This is a genomic window from Streptomyces sp. 3330 (assembly GCF_031456635.1).
Taxonomy (GTDB): Bacteria; Actinomycetota; Actinomycetes; order Streptomycetales; family Streptomycetaceae; genus Streptomyces.
Genome location: NZ_JAVDVA010000011.1, coordinates 266,785 through 282,961, shown reverse-complemented (window position 1 = coordinate 282,961; position 16,177 = coordinate 266,785). Strand labels below are relative to the sequence as shown.

General features: G+C 72.4%; 12 protein-coding genes. 8 read left to right on the top strand and 4 right to left on the bottom strand.

All coding sequences use genetic code 11. From position 1 onward, the window contains the following. Positions 1 to 409 precede the first annotated feature (409 nt). Together J2X68_RS20730 and ptsP are read left to right on the top strand one after the other, a co-directional pair. A complete protein-coding gene (locus J2X68_RS20730; protein WP_310434018.1) occupies positions 410 to 859 on the top strand; it encodes a PTS glucose transporter subunit IIA in 450 nt (149 codons plus the stop codon). Positions 860 to 938: 79 nt separating this feature from the next. Next, positions 939 to 2,609 carry a phosphoenolpyruvate--protein phosphotransferase gene (ptsP, locus tag J2X68_RS20725; RefSeq protein ID WP_310434017.1) on the top strand — a complete coding sequence of 557 codons (1,671 nt, stop codon included), beginning with the start codon at positions 939 to 941 and terminating at the stop codon, positions 2,607 to 2,609. A gap of 96 nt (positions 2,610 to 2,705) precedes the next feature. On the opposite strand, the gene J2X68_RS20720 is transcribed toward ptsP, so the two are convergent. Together J2X68_RS20720 and J2X68_RS20715 are read right to left on the bottom strand one after the other, a co-directional pair. After that, on the bottom strand, positions 2,706 to 3,599 hold the full coding sequence (locus tag J2X68_RS20720; protein WP_310434016.1) for a hypothetical protein: 894 nt from the start codon (positions 3,597 to 3,599) through the stop codon (positions 2,706 to 2,708). Positions 3,600 to 3,810: 211 nt separating this feature from the next. After that, positions 3,811 to 5,778 (bottom strand): acetoacetate--CoA ligase, encoded by a 1,968-nt coding sequence (locus J2X68_RS20715; protein ID WP_310434015.1) that lies wholly within the window; start codon positions 5,776 to 5,778, stop codon positions 3,811 to 3,813. Positions 5,779 to 5,992: 214 nt separating this feature from the next. On the opposite strand from J2X68_RS20715, the gene J2X68_RS20710 reads away from it, so the two are divergent. Next, positions 5,993 to 8,359 (top strand): TIM-barrel domain-containing protein, encoded by a 2,367-nt coding sequence (locus J2X68_RS20710; RefSeq protein ID WP_310434014.1) that lies wholly within the window; start codon positions 5,993 to 5,995, stop codon positions 8,357 to 8,359. Positions 8,360 to 8,379: 20 nt separating this feature from the next. Here the strand turns inward: J2X68_RS20710 and J2X68_RS20705 are convergent, their stop codons facing one another. Then, positions 8,380 to 8,916 carry an NUDIX domain-containing protein gene (locus J2X68_RS20705; RefSeq protein ID WP_310434013.1) on the bottom strand — a complete coding sequence of 179 codons (537 nt, stop codon included), beginning with the start codon at positions 8,914 to 8,916 and terminating at the stop codon, positions 8,380 to 8,382. A gap of 47 nt (positions 8,917 to 8,963) precedes the next feature. Further along, positions 8,964 to 9,773 carry a M15 family metallopeptidase gene (locus J2X68_RS20700; protein WP_310434012.1) on the bottom strand — a complete coding sequence of 270 codons (810 nt, stop codon included), beginning with the start codon at positions 9,771 to 9,773 and terminating at the stop codon, positions 8,964 to 8,966. Between the two features lie 97 nt (positions 9,774 to 9,870). Here J2X68_RS20700 and J2X68_RS20695 point away from each other — a divergent pair, with 97 nt between their 5' ends. The 5 genes from J2X68_RS20695 (at position 9,871) to glpK (ending at position 16,144) form a co-directional block, all read left to right on the top strand. Further along, positions 9,871 to 10,293: a zinc ribbon domain-containing protein gene (locus tag J2X68_RS20695; RefSeq protein WP_310434032.1), complete on the top strand. Its 423-nt coding sequence runs from the start codon at positions 9,871 to 9,873 to the stop codon at positions 10,291 to 10,293. Further along, positions 10,293 to 11,483, top strand: a complete 1,191-nt coding sequence (locus tag J2X68_RS20690) for a lipid-transfer protein (protein WP_310434011.1) — start codon at positions 10,293 to 10,295, stop codon at positions 11,481 to 11,483. The genes J2X68_RS20695 and J2X68_RS20690 overlap by 1 nt, the downstream gene beginning before the upstream one ends. Before the next feature lie 138 nt (positions 11,484 to 11,621). Further along, positions 11,622 to 13,280 carry a GGDEF domain-containing protein gene (locus J2X68_RS20685; RefSeq protein WP_310434010.1) on the top strand — a complete coding sequence of 553 codons (1,659 nt, stop codon included), beginning with the start codon at positions 11,622 to 11,624 and terminating at the stop codon, positions 13,278 to 13,280. 519 nt (positions 13,281 to 13,799) lie between these two features. Further along, complete coding sequence (locus J2X68_RS20680) at positions 13,800 to 14,561, top strand: MIP/aquaporin family protein (protein ID WP_310434009.1); 762 nt, start codon at positions 13,800 to 13,802, stop codon at positions 14,559 to 14,561. Between the two features lie 62 nt (positions 14,562 to 14,623). Continuing rightward, positions 14,624 to 16,144, top strand: a complete 1,521-nt coding sequence (gene glpK, locus J2X68_RS20675; RefSeq protein ID WP_310434008.1) for a glycerol kinase GlpK — start codon at positions 14,624 to 14,626, stop codon at positions 16,142 to 16,144. Positions 16,145 to 16,177: the final 33 nt, after the last annotated feature.

Below are 16,177 nucleotides of genomic sequence, written 5' to 3'. Positions count from 1 at the left end.
TGTTGAGTTCTCAAGGAACGGACGCTTCCTTTGTACTCACCCGAGAGACTCTCTCAGGCTTTCCTCCGGGCGCTTCCCTTCGGTCTTGCGTTTCCAACTCTATCAGGGTTTTTCCGGGCCCCTGACCACCGTTCCGCAGACATGCAGAAGATGATCCAGAGATTAGGATCTGACAAGTTGGGTGCTGCTCGGTAAGCGCGCTTGATCGCGTCGCTCACCCTCAAGCAGGAGTACGACTGTACACGGGGCCGCGGAGACGCTGCAAATCGACTACGCTAGTGGTCTAGACCACGGATCGGGTGCTCTCGCAGGGAGCCGGTACTTCATCTGACATACCCTGCTGCACAGTGCGCCCGACCTGGTCCAGCAGTGACGGCCCATATACATCTCCACCCCTGGGAGGCTTCCCATGACCACCGTGACGTCCCCTCTAGCAGGACGCGCCATCGGGCTGGCGGCCGTGCCGGACCCTGTCTTCTCCGGGGCCATGGTCGGCCCGGGCACGGCGATCGACCCGGTGCGCGAGCCCTCCGAGGCCGTCGCCCCCGTGGACGGAGTCATCGTCTCCCTCCACCCCCACGCCTTCGTCGTGGTCGACTCCGAAGGGCACGGGGTCCTCACCCACCTCGGGATCGACACGGTGCAGCTCAACGGCGAGGGCTTCGAGCTCCTGGTGAACAAGGGCGACACCGTGACGCGCGGGCAGGGCATCGTGCGATGGAACCCGGCCGCGGTCGAGGAGGCCGGCAAGTCCCCGGTGTGCCCGGTCGTCGCGCTGGAGGCCACGGCCGACGCGCTCGGCGAACTCCGTGACGACGGCGACGTCAAGACCGGCGACGTCCTCTTTTTCTGGCAGTAGTGCTGACGCCGTCCTCCCGACGGCACGCAGGACAACCACCGCGGCGGCGGGACCCGCCGCACTATCGGAGACGGGTGAGATGGAGACAACGCTGCGAGGCGTCGGCGTGAGTCACGGTGTGGCGATCGGCGAGGTTCGGCACATGGGAACGGCGGTGCTCGAACCGCCCGCCAAGCAGATCCCGGCGCAGGACGCGGAGCGCGAACAGGGGCGCGCCCGCAAGGCCGTGGAAGCTGTGGCGGCCGATCTGATGGCGCGCGGCAATCTGGCGGGGGGCGAAGCCCAGGCGGTGCTCGAGGCGCAGGCCATGATGGCCCAGGACCCCGAGCTGATGGTCGACGTGGACCGGCGCATCGCCGTCGGCAGCACGGCCGAGCGTGCCGTGTACGACGCGTTCGCCGCCTACCGTGAGTTGCTGGCCGGAGCCGGCGAGTACCTCGCGGGCCGTGTGGCCGACCTCGACGATGTGCGGAATCGCATCGTCGCCCGTCTGCTGGGCGTCCCGATGCAGGGTGTCCCGGACAGTGACGAGCCCTATGTGCTGGTGGCCCGGGACCTGGCGCCTGCCGACACCGCGCTGCTGGACCCGACGCTCGTGCTCGGATTCGTCACCGAGGAGGGCGGGCCCACCAGTCACAGCGCCATCCTGGCGCGCGCGCTCGGCGTACCGGCCGTCGTGGCCCTGCCCGGTGCCGGTGAGCTCCCCGAGGGAACCGTGATCGCCGTCGACGGCAGCACCGGCGACATCTTCGTGAACCCGAGCGGCGAGAAGAAGGCCCAGCTCGAGGCCGCGGCCGCCGAGCGCAAGGCGGCGCTGGCGGCCTCGACCGGTCCCGGCGCCACCGCCGACGGTCACAGGGTGCCGCTGCTGGCGAACGTCGGAGGGCCCGCCGACGTGCCGGCTGCCCTGGAGGCCGGTGCGGAGGGTGTCGGACTCTTCCGGACCGAGTTCCTCTTCCTCGACGACAGCAAGAGCGCGCCGTCCGAGGAGAAGCAGGTCGAGGCGTACCGGCAGGTGCTCGAGGCGTTTCCCGAGGGACGCGTCGTCGTGCGGGTGCTGGACGCGGGGGCCGACAAGCCGCTGGACTTCCTCACTCCGGCCGACGAGCCCAACCCGGCGCTGGGCGTGCGCGGGCTTCGGACGCTGCTGGATCACCCCGACGTCCTGCGGACCCAGCTGACGGCGTTGGCGAAGGCCGCCGAGGGGCTGCCCGTCCACCTCGAGGTCATGGCGCCGATGGTGGCGGACCGGGCCGACGCCAAGGCGTTCGCTGACGCCTGTCGCGAGGCGGGGCTGCGGGCGAAGTTCGGCGCGATGGTGGAGATTCCGTCCGCCGCTCTGCGGGCTCGTTCGATCCTGCAGGAGGTGGAGTTCCTTTCGCTGGGCACCAACGACCTCGCGCAGTACACCTTCGCCGCCGACCGGCAGGTGGGCGCGGTGTCCCGGCTGCAGGACCCGTGGCAGCCCGCGCTGCTCGACCTCGTCGCGCTGTCCGCCGAGGCGGCACGGGCCGAGGGCAAGAGCTGCGGCGTGTGCGGCGAGGCCGCGTCCGATCCGCTGCTCGCGTGTGTGCTGACGGGTCTGGGAGTCACCTCGCTCTCGATGGGGGCGGCGTCCATCCCCTACGTCCGGACCGCACTGGCGAAGTACACGCTGGCGCAGTGTGAGCGTGCCGCGGCTGCCGCGCGTGCGGCGGACAGCGCCGAGGAAGCGCGGAACGCGGCGCAGGCCGTGCTCTCCGGCGAGTAGTCGGTTCCGGTCGGCGATCGGCCGGTGATCAGGGGCGCTCCGCCTTCGGGTGGAGCGCCCCTGGTGTGTGCGAGCGTCCTGGGCCTCCCCCCTCGGTCAGTGACTGTGCCCCGGGGGCCTCCCCTCCTGGCCCAGGTCCGGTGGGAAGCAGTAGTCCACGTTGGACTCGGGTGAGATGAGGTCGCCGGACTCCACGTCGGTGCAGTAGGCGTCGAAGACCTCGCCGGCGGTCAGGGGTTCGAGGCCGTCGCCGCGCAGCCGCCACCCGTAGATCCGGTCGGCGGTGTCGGGGGCGGTGGTGCGCATGACCAGGCCGCCGGGACCGTCGGTGGCCAGGCCGAGGGCGAGGACGGTGGTGAACTCGAGGGCTTCGGCCTCGTCGAGCCGGGTCACGCCGTCGGCTTCCTCGTCCGCGTGCAGGACGGCCACCAGCGTCTCGGGGCTGGCGGTCACGCTGCACACGAGGTGCCGGTTGCCGGGTGGCGCCGTGTCGAGAACGCGGGCGACGAGGTCGGAGGCGCGGGTGAAGGCGGCGCGGCCGATGTCCTCGCCGCAGGTCGCGCAGCCGCCGAGGCGGGAGAGCAGGGTGGCCGCGTATTCCCAGGTCGCCTGCCGTACGGCTTCGTCGACGAGGGCGGGCAGGAGGTCGGTGAGGGGCTGGCCCTCGTAGGGGATGGTGGGGCCCGTGGTCGCGAGTTCGGCCGTGAAGCGGGTGCGGTGGGCGGGGATGTCGGGGTCGAGGCCCCTGCCGGCGCAGTACTCGGCGTATTCCTGGGGGTCGAAGAGGGCGACGGTGGTGTGAGCGCCCTGCAGGGCACGTGCCTTCAGGAGGTCTTCGACCTGTCGGAGGTAGACGGCGTGGTCGTCGAACGTGAAGGTGCGGTAGCGCCGCATGGCGCGGAAGTCGTGTTCGTCGGTGAGCAGGCCGATGGTGCCGGCGATCTCACGGCGCAGGACGCGTCGCATGGTCCGGTGGTCGGTGTGTGGCATGGTTCCCCCTGTGCGCGCAGTCGATGAATGCTCACTCAGAGTAATCGGCGGCACTGACAACGGGACCCGCTCGGTCGGCTCGCGAGGCTGGAGGGGCGGAACCGCGCAGGTCACGGGGGTGTGGGGGCGGCGAGTGGCGTGGGGGCGCCCAGGGGCGGTCGGCCTCGGACTCCGGGGGGTGCCGGGTGGGTCCGAGGCCGCGTCAGGCGGCTCAGGACCGTTTGCGGGCGAGGTCCTCGTAGAAGTGCAGCAGGTCGAGGTTGTCGATGGAGCCCGGGTTGACCGCCTTTTCCAGTGGGGTGCCCTGGAGGAGGCGCTTGACCGGGACCTCGATGCGTTTGCCGGTGAGGGTGTGCGGGACTCCGGGCACCTCGATGACCTCGTCGGGGACGTGGCGAGGCGAGAGCTGCTCGCGGATGGCCTGCTTGATGCGGCCGAGGAGTGCCTCGTCGAGGGCGGCTCCCGGGGCGAGGTGCACGAAGAGGGGCATCCAGTAGCCGCCGTCAGGCTGCTCGATGCCGATGACCAGGGATTCCTTGATCTCGGGGAGCCGTTCGACGACCTCGTAGATGTCGGCGGAGCCCATGCGGACGCCCTGGCGGTTGAGCGTGGAGTCGGAGCGGCCGTGGATGACGACGGAACCGCGTGAGGTGACGGTGATCCAGTCGCCGTGGCGCCACACACCGGGGTAGGTGTCGAAGTAGCTGTCGTGATAGCGGCTGCCGTCGGGGTCGTTCCAGAACCGGACCGGCATGGACGGCATGGGGTTGGTGACGACGAGTTCGCCCACCTCGTCGATCACGGGGTGACCGTGCGCGTCCCAGGACTGCAGGTCGGTGCCGAGGCCGGGCGCCTGGAGCTCGCCGGTGTGGACCGGCAGCGTCGGGACGGCGCCGGCGAAGCAGGAGCACACGTCCGTGCCGCCGCTGACGGAGGCGATCCACAGGTCGTCGCGGACCTCGTCGTGCAGCCAGCGGAAGCCGTCGGGCGGAAGGGGTGATCCCGTGGTGGCGACGCACTGGACCTGGGAGAGGTCGAAGTCGCGGGCGGGGTGCACGTCCGCCTTGCGGCAGGCCATGACGTAGGCGGCGGAGGTGCCGTAGAGGGTGGCGCCCGTGCGTTCGGCGATCCGCCACTGTGCGCCGGTGTCGGGATAGCCCGGGCTGCCGTCGTAGAGGACGATCGTCGTGCCGGTCAGCAGGCCGGAGACGAGGAAGTTCCACATCATCCAGCCGGTCGACGTGTACCAGAAGAACCGGTCCTCGGGGCCCAGGTCGCAGTGCAGGCCGAGCTGCTTCAGGTGCTCGATCAGGATGCCGCCCTGCGACTGGACGATGGCCTTGGGCAGACCGGTCGTACCGGAGGAGTAGAGCACCCAGAGGGGGTGGTCGAAGGGGACCTGTTCGAAGACGGGCTCCTCGTCCGCGGCCGTCAGGGCCGACCATTCCAGGGCTCCCGGGGGCGCCTGGGTGCCCAGCAGGGGGATGTGGACGACGGCGCGCAGGGTGGGAAGTTCGGCGCGGAGCTCGGCGACGACGTCGCGGCGGTCGTGTTCCTTGCCGCCGTAGCGGTAGCCGTCGACCGTGAACAGGACGACGGGTTCGACCTGCTGGAAGCGGTCCAGGACGCTGCGGGCGCCGAAGTCGGGGGCGCAGGAGGTCCAGACGCCGCCCACGGCGGCCGTGGCGAGGAGGGCCACCACGGCCTGCGGGACGTTCGGCAGGTAGCCGCTGATCCGGTCGCCGGGGCGGACGCCGAGGGCGCGCAGTTCGCTCGCCAGTGATCCGACCTGGCGGCGCAGCTCGGACCAGGTCACCGGGCTGGGTTCGTGGGTCTCGTCGACGTACAGCAGGGCCGGTTCGGCCGGGCGGGTGGCGGCCGCGCGCAGCGCGTGCTCGGCGTAGTTCAGCGTCGCTCCGGGGAACCACCGGGCGCCGGGCATGGAGCGGTCGCCCAGTACGCGCGCGTACGGCGTCGAGAAGCGGACGTCGAACCACTCCGTGACGGCTTTCCAGAACGTGTCCAGCTCGTCCACGGACCAGCGGTGCAGTGCCGGATAGCCGCCTTCGGACGGGGCTCCGTGCTGGTCGGCGGCCCAGGCCTGGAACTTCGTGACCTGGGCCTGAGCGATGCGCTGCGGATCGGGCCGCCAGAGCGGCTCGGGGTTCTCGGTCGGCATGGGGCGGCTCCCGGGCTGTACGCGTCGTGTGCGTCGCACGCGCACGGGCTGGGGTGGTGCGCGTGACGCGGCTGACACGGACGATGCCATGTGATCGACTTCTGCACCAGGGTGGGCTCCCCACAGTCCGCTTCGTGAAGATGTGGCCTCACCACGGGTGAACGGCAGTTGAACGACCCGCGCGTGTGACGCGGTCAGTGACAGGGTGAACAGCATGGACGGTCGTGACCTGGTGCGTTCGATGAAGGCGGTCGGTTCCGCGGGGGCTGCCCAGGGGTTGCGCACGGTGCGGGCCGCCTGGCGCAGGAACCGGGCCGACGCCGCCGGGTTGCCGGCGCGGGGTCCCGAGCGCGCGCGGGTGCCGGGCGCGGTGCGGGAGGCGGAGCCGGGGCCCGGTGGTGGGACGCTGCGGTTCAGCCGCTCCGAGCTGAGGATCCGGGTGGCCGTGAACGGCGCGGTGTTCTGGGGGTGGGACGGCGCCGGACCCGAGCCGTCGTACGCGCTGGCCGGCCGCTGTCCGGAGCCGGATCCGCGCGCGGTGCTGGAGCCCGACAAGGACGGCGGGTGGCGGGTCATCGCCGAGCGGGTGACGGTCGTGGTCTCGCGGCACGGCGCCATCGAGGTGTGCACGCCCGGCGGCGTGATGCTGCGGCGTGAGCTGCCGCCCCGGTGGTGGGAACCGGCGGGGGGCGGCCCCGCGCGCTGGATGCAGCGTTCGGAGGTGACGGCGGACGCCCGCTTCTTCGGTCTCGGCGGGCGGGGGTCCGGGCCGCGGCTGCGCGACGGGACGTACCGGCTGTGGAACACGGATCCCGGACGGGCGTCCGGCCGTGGGGACGATCCGCGCCCGGTCACGATGCCGGTGCAGCTGGTGGTGGCCGACGCGGCCACGCACCTGGTGTTCCACGACACCTCCTGGGACGGCACGGTCACGCTGCGGGAGGGCGAGGAGGGAGCCGGCTCCGGGCACGACCGGTCCGGGGCGTGCGAGGTGCGGATGGACGGGGGCCCGCTGCGCTGCTGGGTGGTGGTGGGTACCCCCGCGCGCGTGCTGCTCGCCTGGGTCGCGCTGACCGGGACGCCCGCGCTGCCGCCCGCGTGGGCGCTCGGGCATCAGCTCGCGGGCCGGGGCCTCGGGAGCGAGGAGGAGGTACGCCGGACCGTGTCGGGTCACCTGGAGCACGGGCTGCCGCTCGACGCCGTGCACCTCGGCGTCGACCACTACGACGAGCACCAGGTGTTCACCGTCGATCAGGAGCGCTTCCCGAAACCGGCGGTGCTCTCCGAGGAGCTGCGCCGGGACGGGATACGTCTGGTGTCGGCCGTCGGCCCGGCGGTCAAGGCCGCGCCGGGCAACGCGGTGTACGACGGCGGGGTGGCCGAGGACGCGTTCGTGCGGGACGCGTCGGGCCGGGTCGTCACGGCGCCGGCGTCGCCCGGGGAGGCCGTTTTCCCGGACTTCACGGACGCGCGCGTGCGGCAGTGGTGGGGAGGTCTCTACGCGGAGCGGATCGCGCAGGGGTTCGCCGGCTTCCGGCACGAGATGAACGAGCCGACGGTGTTCGCCGCTTTCGGGGACCCGACGTTGCCGCGGTCGGCGCGGCACGCGCTGGAGGGGCGCGGGGGCGACCATCGCGAGGCCCACAACGTGTACGGCCTGTGCATGGCCTCGGCGGCCTTCGAGGGGCTGCGGGAACTGGTGCCGGACCAGCGTCCCTTCGTCGTCTCACGGTCCGGCTGGGCCGGCGTGCAGCGTTACGGCGGCGTCTGGTCGGGGGACGCCGGCGCGGGTTGGCCGGGGCTGCGGGCGTCGCTGTCCCTGGTGCTGGGTCTCGGGCTGTGCGGAGTGCCGTATTCGGGACCGGACACGGGCGGTTTCGACGGCGGTCCGTCGCCGGAGCTGTATCTGCGCCGGCTCCAGCTGGCGGCGTACCTGCCGCTGTTCCGTACGCACGCGAGCGTGCGGGCGGTGCACCGGGAGCCGTGGGAGTCCGGTCCCGAGGTGGGGGAGCACGCGCGTGCGGCGCTCGTCGGGCGCCGGCGGCTGCTGCCGTACTTCGTGACGCTGGCGCATCTGGCCCGGCGTACCGGGGCCCCTTATGTGCGTCCGGTGTGGTGGGGGTCGCCCGGCAACCGGGCGCTGCGTGACTGCGAGGACGCCTTTCTGCTGGGTGACTGTCTCCTGGTGGCGCCGGTGTTCGGCCCCGGCGGCGACCGGCGGGCGGTGCAGCTGCCCCGGGGGCGCTGGTACGACACGGCGACGGGGCGGCCGTACCAGGGGCCGGGGCGGGTCCTCGTGGATGCCCCGCTGTCGCGGATCCCGGTGCTCGCGCGCGCGGGCGCCGTCATACCGGTGCTCGGGGACGACGGCCGTCCGGAGCTGGAGGTGTGGGCGCCGGTGCGGGGGCGGACGGGTGGCGGTGTGGTCGTGCGGGACGCGGGCGACGGTTGGGAGGAGCCGGAGATCGAACGGTACGTCGCCCGCTGGGAGGGGCCGCGGGTGGTCGTCGAGCGGGAGGGTGCGGACGGTGTGCGGGTGCCGTCCCACCCGGTGCGGGTACGCGGGCTCGACGCCTGGTGAGCCAGGAGCCGGCGGTGAGCTCAGATGTAGCGGCCTTCGAAGAACGCCCGTACGGCGAGCGTGTGCAGGGGGAAGGCGAGCTCCTCCGGCCGGTGCAGGAGGTGCCAGCCCTCGGTCTCGTCCGTGGGGGCGGTCGCCGGGAGCCGGTCCGCCGGGCGCTCCGGCAGCAGCCCGAACAGCAGCAGGTGGCCGTCGGGTGAGCTCATGGCGTCGGCCAGCCGCACGTCGCGGGGCGCGGCGTCGATGCCGGTCTCCTCGCCGAGTTCGCGCACGACGGCCTGGCGCCAGTCCTCGCGGTCGTCGATGTAGCCGCCGGGCAGGGCGATGCCCCCGCGCGCGGGGGCGATGGTTCGGGTGATGACGACCAGGGCGGTGCCCTTCGTGTCGTACACGGGCTGGAGCGCGACGGCGACCGGCAGGGGGTTGCGGTAGGCCACGGTGGCGCAGGCCGGACAGGTGCGGGGCCAGCCGGTGACGCCCTCCCCGTAGGGCGCTCCGCAACTCGAACAGTGGGAGTCGCGCGCGGAGTTCGAAGTGGAGTGCAGAGTTTCGGACACGCGGCGGAGCGTATCCGATCTTGGGGAGGGCGTCGTACAGAGGCGGCTCAATGCCCCCGGGCGAGAGACCTGGCGGACACGGGGAAGTCGAAGTAGGTGTCGGGGTGGGGCTCGGGCCTGAAGGTGTAGTGCCACCACTCCTCGGCGAGGTTCACGAAGCCGTGGCCCTCCAGCGTGCCCTTCAGCAGCAGCCGGTTGGCGCGCTGCGCTCCTTGGACGCGCGGGTCGAGGGTGTGGGCCAGGGTGTCGAAGCAGTCGAATCCGGTGCCCATGTCGATCGAGTTGTCGGGGAAGCGCTCTTCTCGCGGCGCGTAGCACGGCACGAGGGGCTCGCCGGGCACGTAGGGCCTGGTGGGGACGGCGGGGAGTTTGACGATGGTCAGGTCCACGGTCGAGCCGCGGCTGTGACCGGACTTCTCGGCGATGTAGCCGTCGGCGAACAGCCGGGTCTTGTCGACGTTCGGATAGAACTCCGCCTTCGTCGTCCGGTCGCCTAGGTCCTCGGCCCAGCGGACGAAGTGGTCCACGGCGCGCTGGGGGCGGTAGCAGTCGTACACCTTGAGGGTGTATCCCCGGCTCAGCAGGGTCCGCTGGGCCCGGTGCAGGGCTTCGGCGGCCGGCCGGGTGAGGATGCAGATCGGCCGGCGGTAGCCGTCGACGCGTTCCCCGACGAAGTTGTGCGGGGTGAAGTAGCGCATCTCCTGAAGGATCGTCGGGTCCACGGTTCTCAGGGCCACGAAGTCCGCGGGGGCCACGGGATCGGCGTCCGCCCGCGCGGTCGTGGCGGCGGTGCTCATGGTCATCAGGGTGACGAGCGCGGCGACGACAGCGCGTACCGCGCCGGAGAGTCGTGTCATGTCCTTGGCCCTGCCCATTCCACCACGGCCGTGACACACTTCTGACGTTCCGTCAGAAATGATGCCGGGAGGGGTCATGGCACGCGCACGCACGCCTGTGGTCACGGGCTGGTTCACCGGGGACGGGGACGACTTCAGGCTCCTCGGCACGCGCTGCCCGGCATGCGGATCGGTCTTCTTCCCGCGCGAGGACACGTACTGCCGCAATCCGGGTTGCGGGAGCGGAGAGCTCGAGGAGGTTCCGCTCTCGCGGCGGGGGCGCGTCTGGTCGTACACGGACAGCCGGTACCGCCCTCCGTCACCCTATGTGACCGATCCGGAACTTCCGTGGGAGCCGTACACGTTGATCGCTGTGGAGCTGGAGTCCGAGCGGATCGTGGTGCTGGGACAGGCGGTTCCCGGGGTCACCGTCGCCGATCTGACGGTGGGCATGGAGGTGGAGGTCGTCCCGGGCGTGCTCGACGAGGACGCGGAAACGACCTGGACGACCTGGCGATGGCGGCCGACGGGGGTGGCGTGATGACGGCAGAGGTGGCGGTGCTCGGCGCCGGGATGCACCCGTGGGGCAAGTGGGGGCGCAGCTTCGTCGAGTACGGCGTACGGGCGGCGCGCGCGGCTCTCGCGGACGCCGGTGTCGAGTGGCGGGACGTCGGCGCGGTCGTGGGCGCGGACACGGTGCGTGGCGGCTATCCCGGATATGTGGCCGGGGCGACGTTCGCGAGGGCCCTGGGGTGGCAGGGCGCCCGCGTCGCGAGTGTCTACGCGGCCTGCGCGTCGGGCGCTCAGGCGATCGACACGGCCCGGGCGCGGATCCTCGCGGGCCTGGCGGACGTGGTGCTGGTGGTGGGGGCCGACGCCGCCCCCAAGGGCTTCTTCCGGCCCGCGGGCGGGGACCGGCCGGACGACCCGGACTGGCTGCGGTTCCGGGTGCTCGGCGCGACGAACCCGACGTACTTCGGGCTGTACGCGCGCAGGCGCATGGCCGTGCACGGGGACACGCCGGAGGACTTCGCGCAGGTCAAGGTGAAGAACTCCGCCATGGGCGCGCTGAACCCGAACGCGCGCTACCGCGCGCGGGTGACCGCCGAGGAGGTCGCCGCCTCCGCGGTCGTCGCCGATCCGCTGCGGCTCCTGGACATCTGCGCCACGTCGGACGGCGGGGCGGCTCTGGTGCTGTCCAGCATGGAGTTCGCCCGACGGCACGGGGCGGCGGATCCGGTCCGCATCAGGGCGGTGTCCACCGTGACGCCCCGGTACCCCAACACGGTGCTGGACCTGCCGGACATCGCGACCGATTCCTCGGCGGGGGCGGAGCCGCCGGGGGAACCCTTCCGGGCGTCGATCGCCCGGGCCGCCTACGAGGAGGCGGGCGTCGGACCGGAGGACCTGTCCCTCGCGGAGGTCTACGACCTGTCCACCGCGCTGGAGTTGCAGTGGTACGAGGATCTGGGGCTGTGCGGTGACGGGGAGGCCGCCAAGCTGCTGCGGGAGGGCGCGACGGCGCCGGGCGGCCGCATACCGGTGAACCCGAGCGGCGGACTCGCCTCCTTCGGGGAGGCGGTGCCCGCGCAGGCGATCGCCCAGGTCTGCGAGGTCACCTGGCAGTTGCGCGGACAGGCGGGCGATCGCCAGATCCCGCACGCGCGCGTGGCCGTCACGGCGAACCAGGGGCTGTTCGGGCACGGTTCGGCGGTGGTCGCGGTGCGGTGAAGCGGACCGCCACGCCACCGGCGCCCCGGTTTCCCGGTCCCGCCAGGCGCCTCTCACCCTCCGTGTTCACTCCGGAATTCTGCGTGAACGTCTCATGAACTGCGCCTGGGCGCACGCGCGCAGCGCCATCATGCTGCCGTGCACTCCTGGACGGACACTCTCCGCTTCGCCTTCCAGCCGGTGGTCAACCTGACCACCGGAGGGGTCGCGGGGCTGGAGATACTCGCCCGCCCGGAGGCCGGCGACATCCTGGCGCAGGCGCGCCGGGATCCCGCACTCGACGCCCTGCTGGCCGTGACGGCGGTGCGCGCGGCGGTCCGCAAGGAGACCCTGCTGCCCCTCCATGTGAACGTGTTCGCCGGCACGCTGGCCGATCTCGGCGGGCTCGGAGCGCTGCACGACGCCGTGCGGGAGGCAGGGCGGCTGCCGTGGGAGATCACGCTCGATGTCGTCCCGCCCTACACCCACGTCCCGCAGACCGCGCTGCTGGAGGCCCTGGCGGCGCTCCGGGACCAAGGCTTCCGCGTCAGCGCGGACGGGGTCGGGGACGGGGACGCGCCCCTGCGGCTGCTCGTCGACATCGCGCCGGACCTGGTCAAGCTCGACGCCTCGCTGCTGGCCCGCCCCGCGGCGGTCAGGGCCATGCGGACACTGTGCGACGAGCTGGGGGCGCTGCTGGTCGTCGAGGGCGTGGAGACCGAACTCCAGTGCGCGGCCGCGCTGTCGGCGGGGGCGCAGCTGGCCCAGGGCACGCTCTTCGCGCCGCCGAGCCGGTTGCCCGCCGCCGACGTCTACGTCCCGCAGCTCGGTCCGGCCGTCCCGGCGGCGCTCCGGGCGGGGCCGTCGGTGCGGGAGTTCGTCCGGCCGGCCGCGCTGCTCCCCGCGACCGCGTCCGCCGGTCGGGTGCGCGCGCTGCTGACCGGTTCGCCGGACGTGTCCGGGGTGCTGCTCGTGGACCACGCGGGGGTCCCCGTCCGGTCGGTGCACCGCTCACGCTTCCTGCTGTCGATGTCGGGGCGTTACGGCCATGCCCTGTACGCGGACCGTCCCGCCGCCAAGCTCGGTGATCCGCCGCGGACGGTCGGCGTCGACGCGACGGCGTGGGAGGTGCTGGACGTGGTCGCGGTCGGCGAACGGGACCGTACCTCCGACGATGTGGCGGTCGTCGACCGCGACGGGCGCTGCGTGGGAGTCGTCCGGCTCGCCGATCTCGTACGGGCACTGGCCGAGAGCCGCGTCGAGGAGGCGGCCGGCCTGAATCCGCTGACGCGGCTGCCGGGGTCGGACTCAATCACCGGGGAGGTGGACCGGAGGATCGCCGAGGGGCGCGTGTTCGCGTTGAGCTGGCTGGACATCGACCACTTCAAGCAGGTCAACGACGGGGCCGGGTTCGCGGCGGGCGACGAGCTCATCCGGTCGGTGGGGCGGGCGCTGCAGACGACCGCGTCGGGGAACGCGCGCGTGGGCCACATCGGCGGCGACGACTTCCTGGTGCTGGCCGATCCGGAGGGCCTGGAGCCGCTGGTCTCCACCGTGCTGGACGTGCCGTGGTCGGCGGGCGGCCACCCGGTGACGATGTCGCTGGCCACGGTGCTGTGCCGGCCCGGCAGTGTGGCCGATCACCGCCGGGCGGCGGCGTGTCTGGCGCCCCTCAAGAAGGCCGCGAAGTCGCTGCGGGGGGCGAGTTGGGTGGTCGGGCACGCGGGGCTGGCCGGATACGAGATCCGGCGCGGGGTGCGGTCGATGACCCCTGCGGGAACGGGAGCGGCTGCCGGGGCCGAACCGGGGGTGGGCTGACCGCACGTCAGCGGCCGCACCGACGGCGGGTCCGAGGGGGCGGCAGCGCCGCAGACGGAGCCGGAGCGGCAGAAGCCGGAAAGGCCCTGCGGGACGACGGCGGGCTCGGCGGCGACGGCCGGTCTCCCGGGGGCCGTGTCCGGCAGGCGCCGCCCCCGGGCCACCGGGAGGGCCGGCCGGGGCCCGAGGGCGGTGAGGGACGCCCGCGCGTCGGGACGGTCGGCCGTCCGCCGCGTCTCCAACCGTTGCCGTCGGCCTCCTTGACGCTCCCCGGGCGCCGGTGAACACTTCCCGGTGTCAGCCGACATCGCCGTACATTCTCGGCGTATCCAGGCACGCGCCGCGCGGGCTCCCGAGGGAAGGCCCGCTCCCCCAGGGGCGATTCGGCCAGGACGGCACGCTCGTCACGGACGCCGAGCGGGGCGCGGGAACTCCCTGCCTCGGCCTCGACAGCCACGGGAACCGCACCCTGCAGGAGCACCGGGGTCGATCCGCCCCGGGCCGGGCCCAGGAGCCGCCATGAGCAACGGAGACATATTCGTCGGCGAGGTCATCGGTACCGCGATCCTCATCCTGTTCGGCGCGGGAGTCTGCGCCGCCGTCACCCTCAGGCACTCCAAGGCCCGCGCCTCCGGATGGATCGTGATCGCCTTCGGCTGGGGGTTCGGCGTGCTGGCGGGCGCCTACACCGCCGCGCCGCTGTCGGGCGGGCATCTCAATCCGGCCGTGACCCTGGGCATCGCCGTCGACACGGGCGAGTGGGGCGACGTATGGGTGTACCTGGTGGGGCAGATGGCCGGGGCGATGCTCGGCGCCGGTCTCGCGTACCTGGTGTACCTCGCGCAGTTCCAGGCGAACGTCCGGCCTGAGGGCGCCGCCGGGGCTGCCGGCGAGGACACGGCCGAGGAGCCGACGCCCACCCTGGGCATCTTCTCCACCATCCCCGAGATCCGGAACCCGGTCGCCAACCTGATCACGGAGATCATCGCCACGATCGCCCTGGTCCTGCCGGTGCTGGCCTTCGGACTTACCGAGGGCCTGGGCGAGTCCGGCATCACCGTGCTGATCGTCTCGCTGCTCGTCGTCGGCATCGGGCTCTCCCTCGGCGGGCCCACCGGGTACGCCATCAACCCGGCACGCGACCTCGGGCCCCGCATCGTGCACACCTTCCTGCCCATCCCGAACAAGGGCACCTCGGACTGGGGGTACGCCTGGATCCCGGCCGTCGGCCCGCTGGTCGGCGGGGTGCTCGCGGGTCTCCTCTACAACGCCGCCTTCTGAGCAGCCGTCCGACCGCCGCGCAGCCATCCACGCAGCCATCCGAATGAGCCCAAGGGGTAGCCATGACGGACCACGCCGAGAAGTACGTCGCCGCGATCGACCAGGGCACCACCTCCAGCCGCTGCATCGTCTTCGACCGGAACGGCGCGATCGTCGCCGTCGATCAGCGCGAGCACCGCCAGATCTTCCCCAAGCCGGGCTGGGTGGAGCACGACGCCACCGAGATCTGGTCCAAGGTGCAGGCCGTGGTCGCCGGGGCGATCGCCAGGGCCGGACTGCGCGCCGACCAGATCAGCGCTCTCGGGATCACCAACCAGCGCGAGACGACCGTGCTGTGGGACCGCGCCACGGGCAAGCCGGTGCACAACGCGATCGTGTGGCAGGACACCCGCACCGCGGGACTCTGCGCCCGGCTGGGGGGATCCGACGGGCAGGATCGTTTCCGCGAGCAGACCGGACTGCCCTTGGCCAGCTACTTCTCGGGGCCCAAGGCGGCCTGGCTGCTCGACAGCGTCCCGGGCCTCAGGGCGCGGGCCGAGCGCGGTGAGATCGCCTTCGGCACGATCGACTCCTGGCTCATCTGGAACCTCACCGGCGGCGTCGACGGCGGCCGGCACGTCACCGACGTCACCAACGCCGGGCGCACCATGCTGATGAACCTGGAGACCCTTCAGTGGGACGCCGCCATCCTGTCCGCGATGGACGTGCCCGAGGCCGTGCTGCCGGAGATCGCCTCCTCCGCCGAGGTGTACGGCACGGCCGTCGGCCAACTCGCCGGAGTGCCGGTCGCCTCGGCGCTCGGCGATCAGCAGGCGGCGGTGTTCGGCCAGGCCTGCTACGACGTGGGCACGGCGAAGAACACGTACGGGACGGGCAGCTTCCTGCTGCTCAACACCGGGAACCGGCCGGTGCCTTCGAAGAGCGGGCTGTTGACGACGATGGGCTACAAGATCGGCGGTGAGGCGCCCGTCTACTGCCTGGAGGGTTCGATCGCCATCACGGGCGCGCTCGTGCAGTGGTTCCGCGACCAGCTCGGCATCATCCGTACGGCCGACGAGATCGAGAGCCTGGCGGCGAGCGTCGACGACAACGGCGGCGCCTACATCGTCCCCGCCTTCTCGGGGCTGTTCGCGCCGTACTGGCGCTCCGACGCGCGGGGTGTCGTCACCGGGCTCACGCGGTACGTCACGAAGGGGCATCTCGCGCGCGCCGTGCTGGAGGCGACGAGCTGGCAGACGCGCGAGGTCGTGGACGCCATGTTCCAGGACTCCGGGGTGCCGATCACCACCCTGAAGGTGGACGGCGGCATGACCAGGAACAACCTGCTCATGCAGCATCAGGCGGACGTGCTCGGGGTGCCCGTGATCCGGCCCCGGGTGTCCGAGACGACCTGCCTGGGCGCCGCCTACGCCGCGGGACTCGCCGTCGGTGTGTGGAACGACCTCGACGAGCTCAAGGCGCACTGGCAGAAGGACGCCGAGTGGACTCCGGCGATGGACCCGTCGGTACGTGACCGCGAGTACCACAACTGGCGCAAGGCCGTGGAGAAGAGCTTCGGCTGGCTGGAGGACGGCGAAGGCTAGTACGCGCGCGTACGGCCCCGAGAGCCACGGTCC

What these genes read in the sequence shown, in the direction of transcription:
- J2X68_RS20730 (WP_310434018.1), top strand. Translation starts at nt 410, where the DNA reads ATGACCACCGTGACGTCCCCTCTAGCAGGACGCGCCATCGGGCTGGCG.
- ptsP (WP_310434017.1), top strand. Translation starts at nt 939, where the DNA reads ATGGAGACAACGCTGCGAGGCGTCGGCGTGAGTCACGGTGTGGCGATC.
- J2X68_RS20720 (WP_310434016.1), bottom strand. Translation starts at nt 3,599, where the DNA reads ATGCCACACACCGACCACCGGACCATGCGACGCGTCCTGCGCCGTGAG.
- J2X68_RS20715 (WP_310434015.1), bottom strand. Translation starts at nt 5,778, where the DNA reads ATGCCGACCGAGAACCCCGAGCCGCTCTGGCGGCCCGATCCGCAGCGC.
- J2X68_RS20710 (WP_310434014.1), top strand. Translation starts at nt 5,993, where the DNA reads ATGGACGGTCGTGACCTGGTGCGTTCGATGAAGGCGGTCGGTTCCGCG.
- J2X68_RS20700 (WP_310434012.1), bottom strand. Translation starts at nt 9,773, where the DNA reads ATGACACGACTCTCCGGCGCGGTACGCGCTGTCGTCGCCGCGCTCGTC.
- J2X68_RS20690 (WP_310434011.1), top strand. Translation starts at nt 10,293, where the DNA reads ATGACGGCAGAGGTGGCGGTGCTCGGCGCCGGGATGCACCCGTGGGGC.
- J2X68_RS20680 (WP_310434009.1), top strand. Translation starts at nt 13,800, where the DNA reads ATGAGCAACGGAGACATATTCGTCGGCGAGGTCATCGGTACCGCGATC.
- glpK (WP_310434008.1), top strand. Translation starts at nt 14,624, where the DNA reads ATGACGGACCACGCCGAGAAGTACGTCGCCGCGATCGACCAGGGCACC.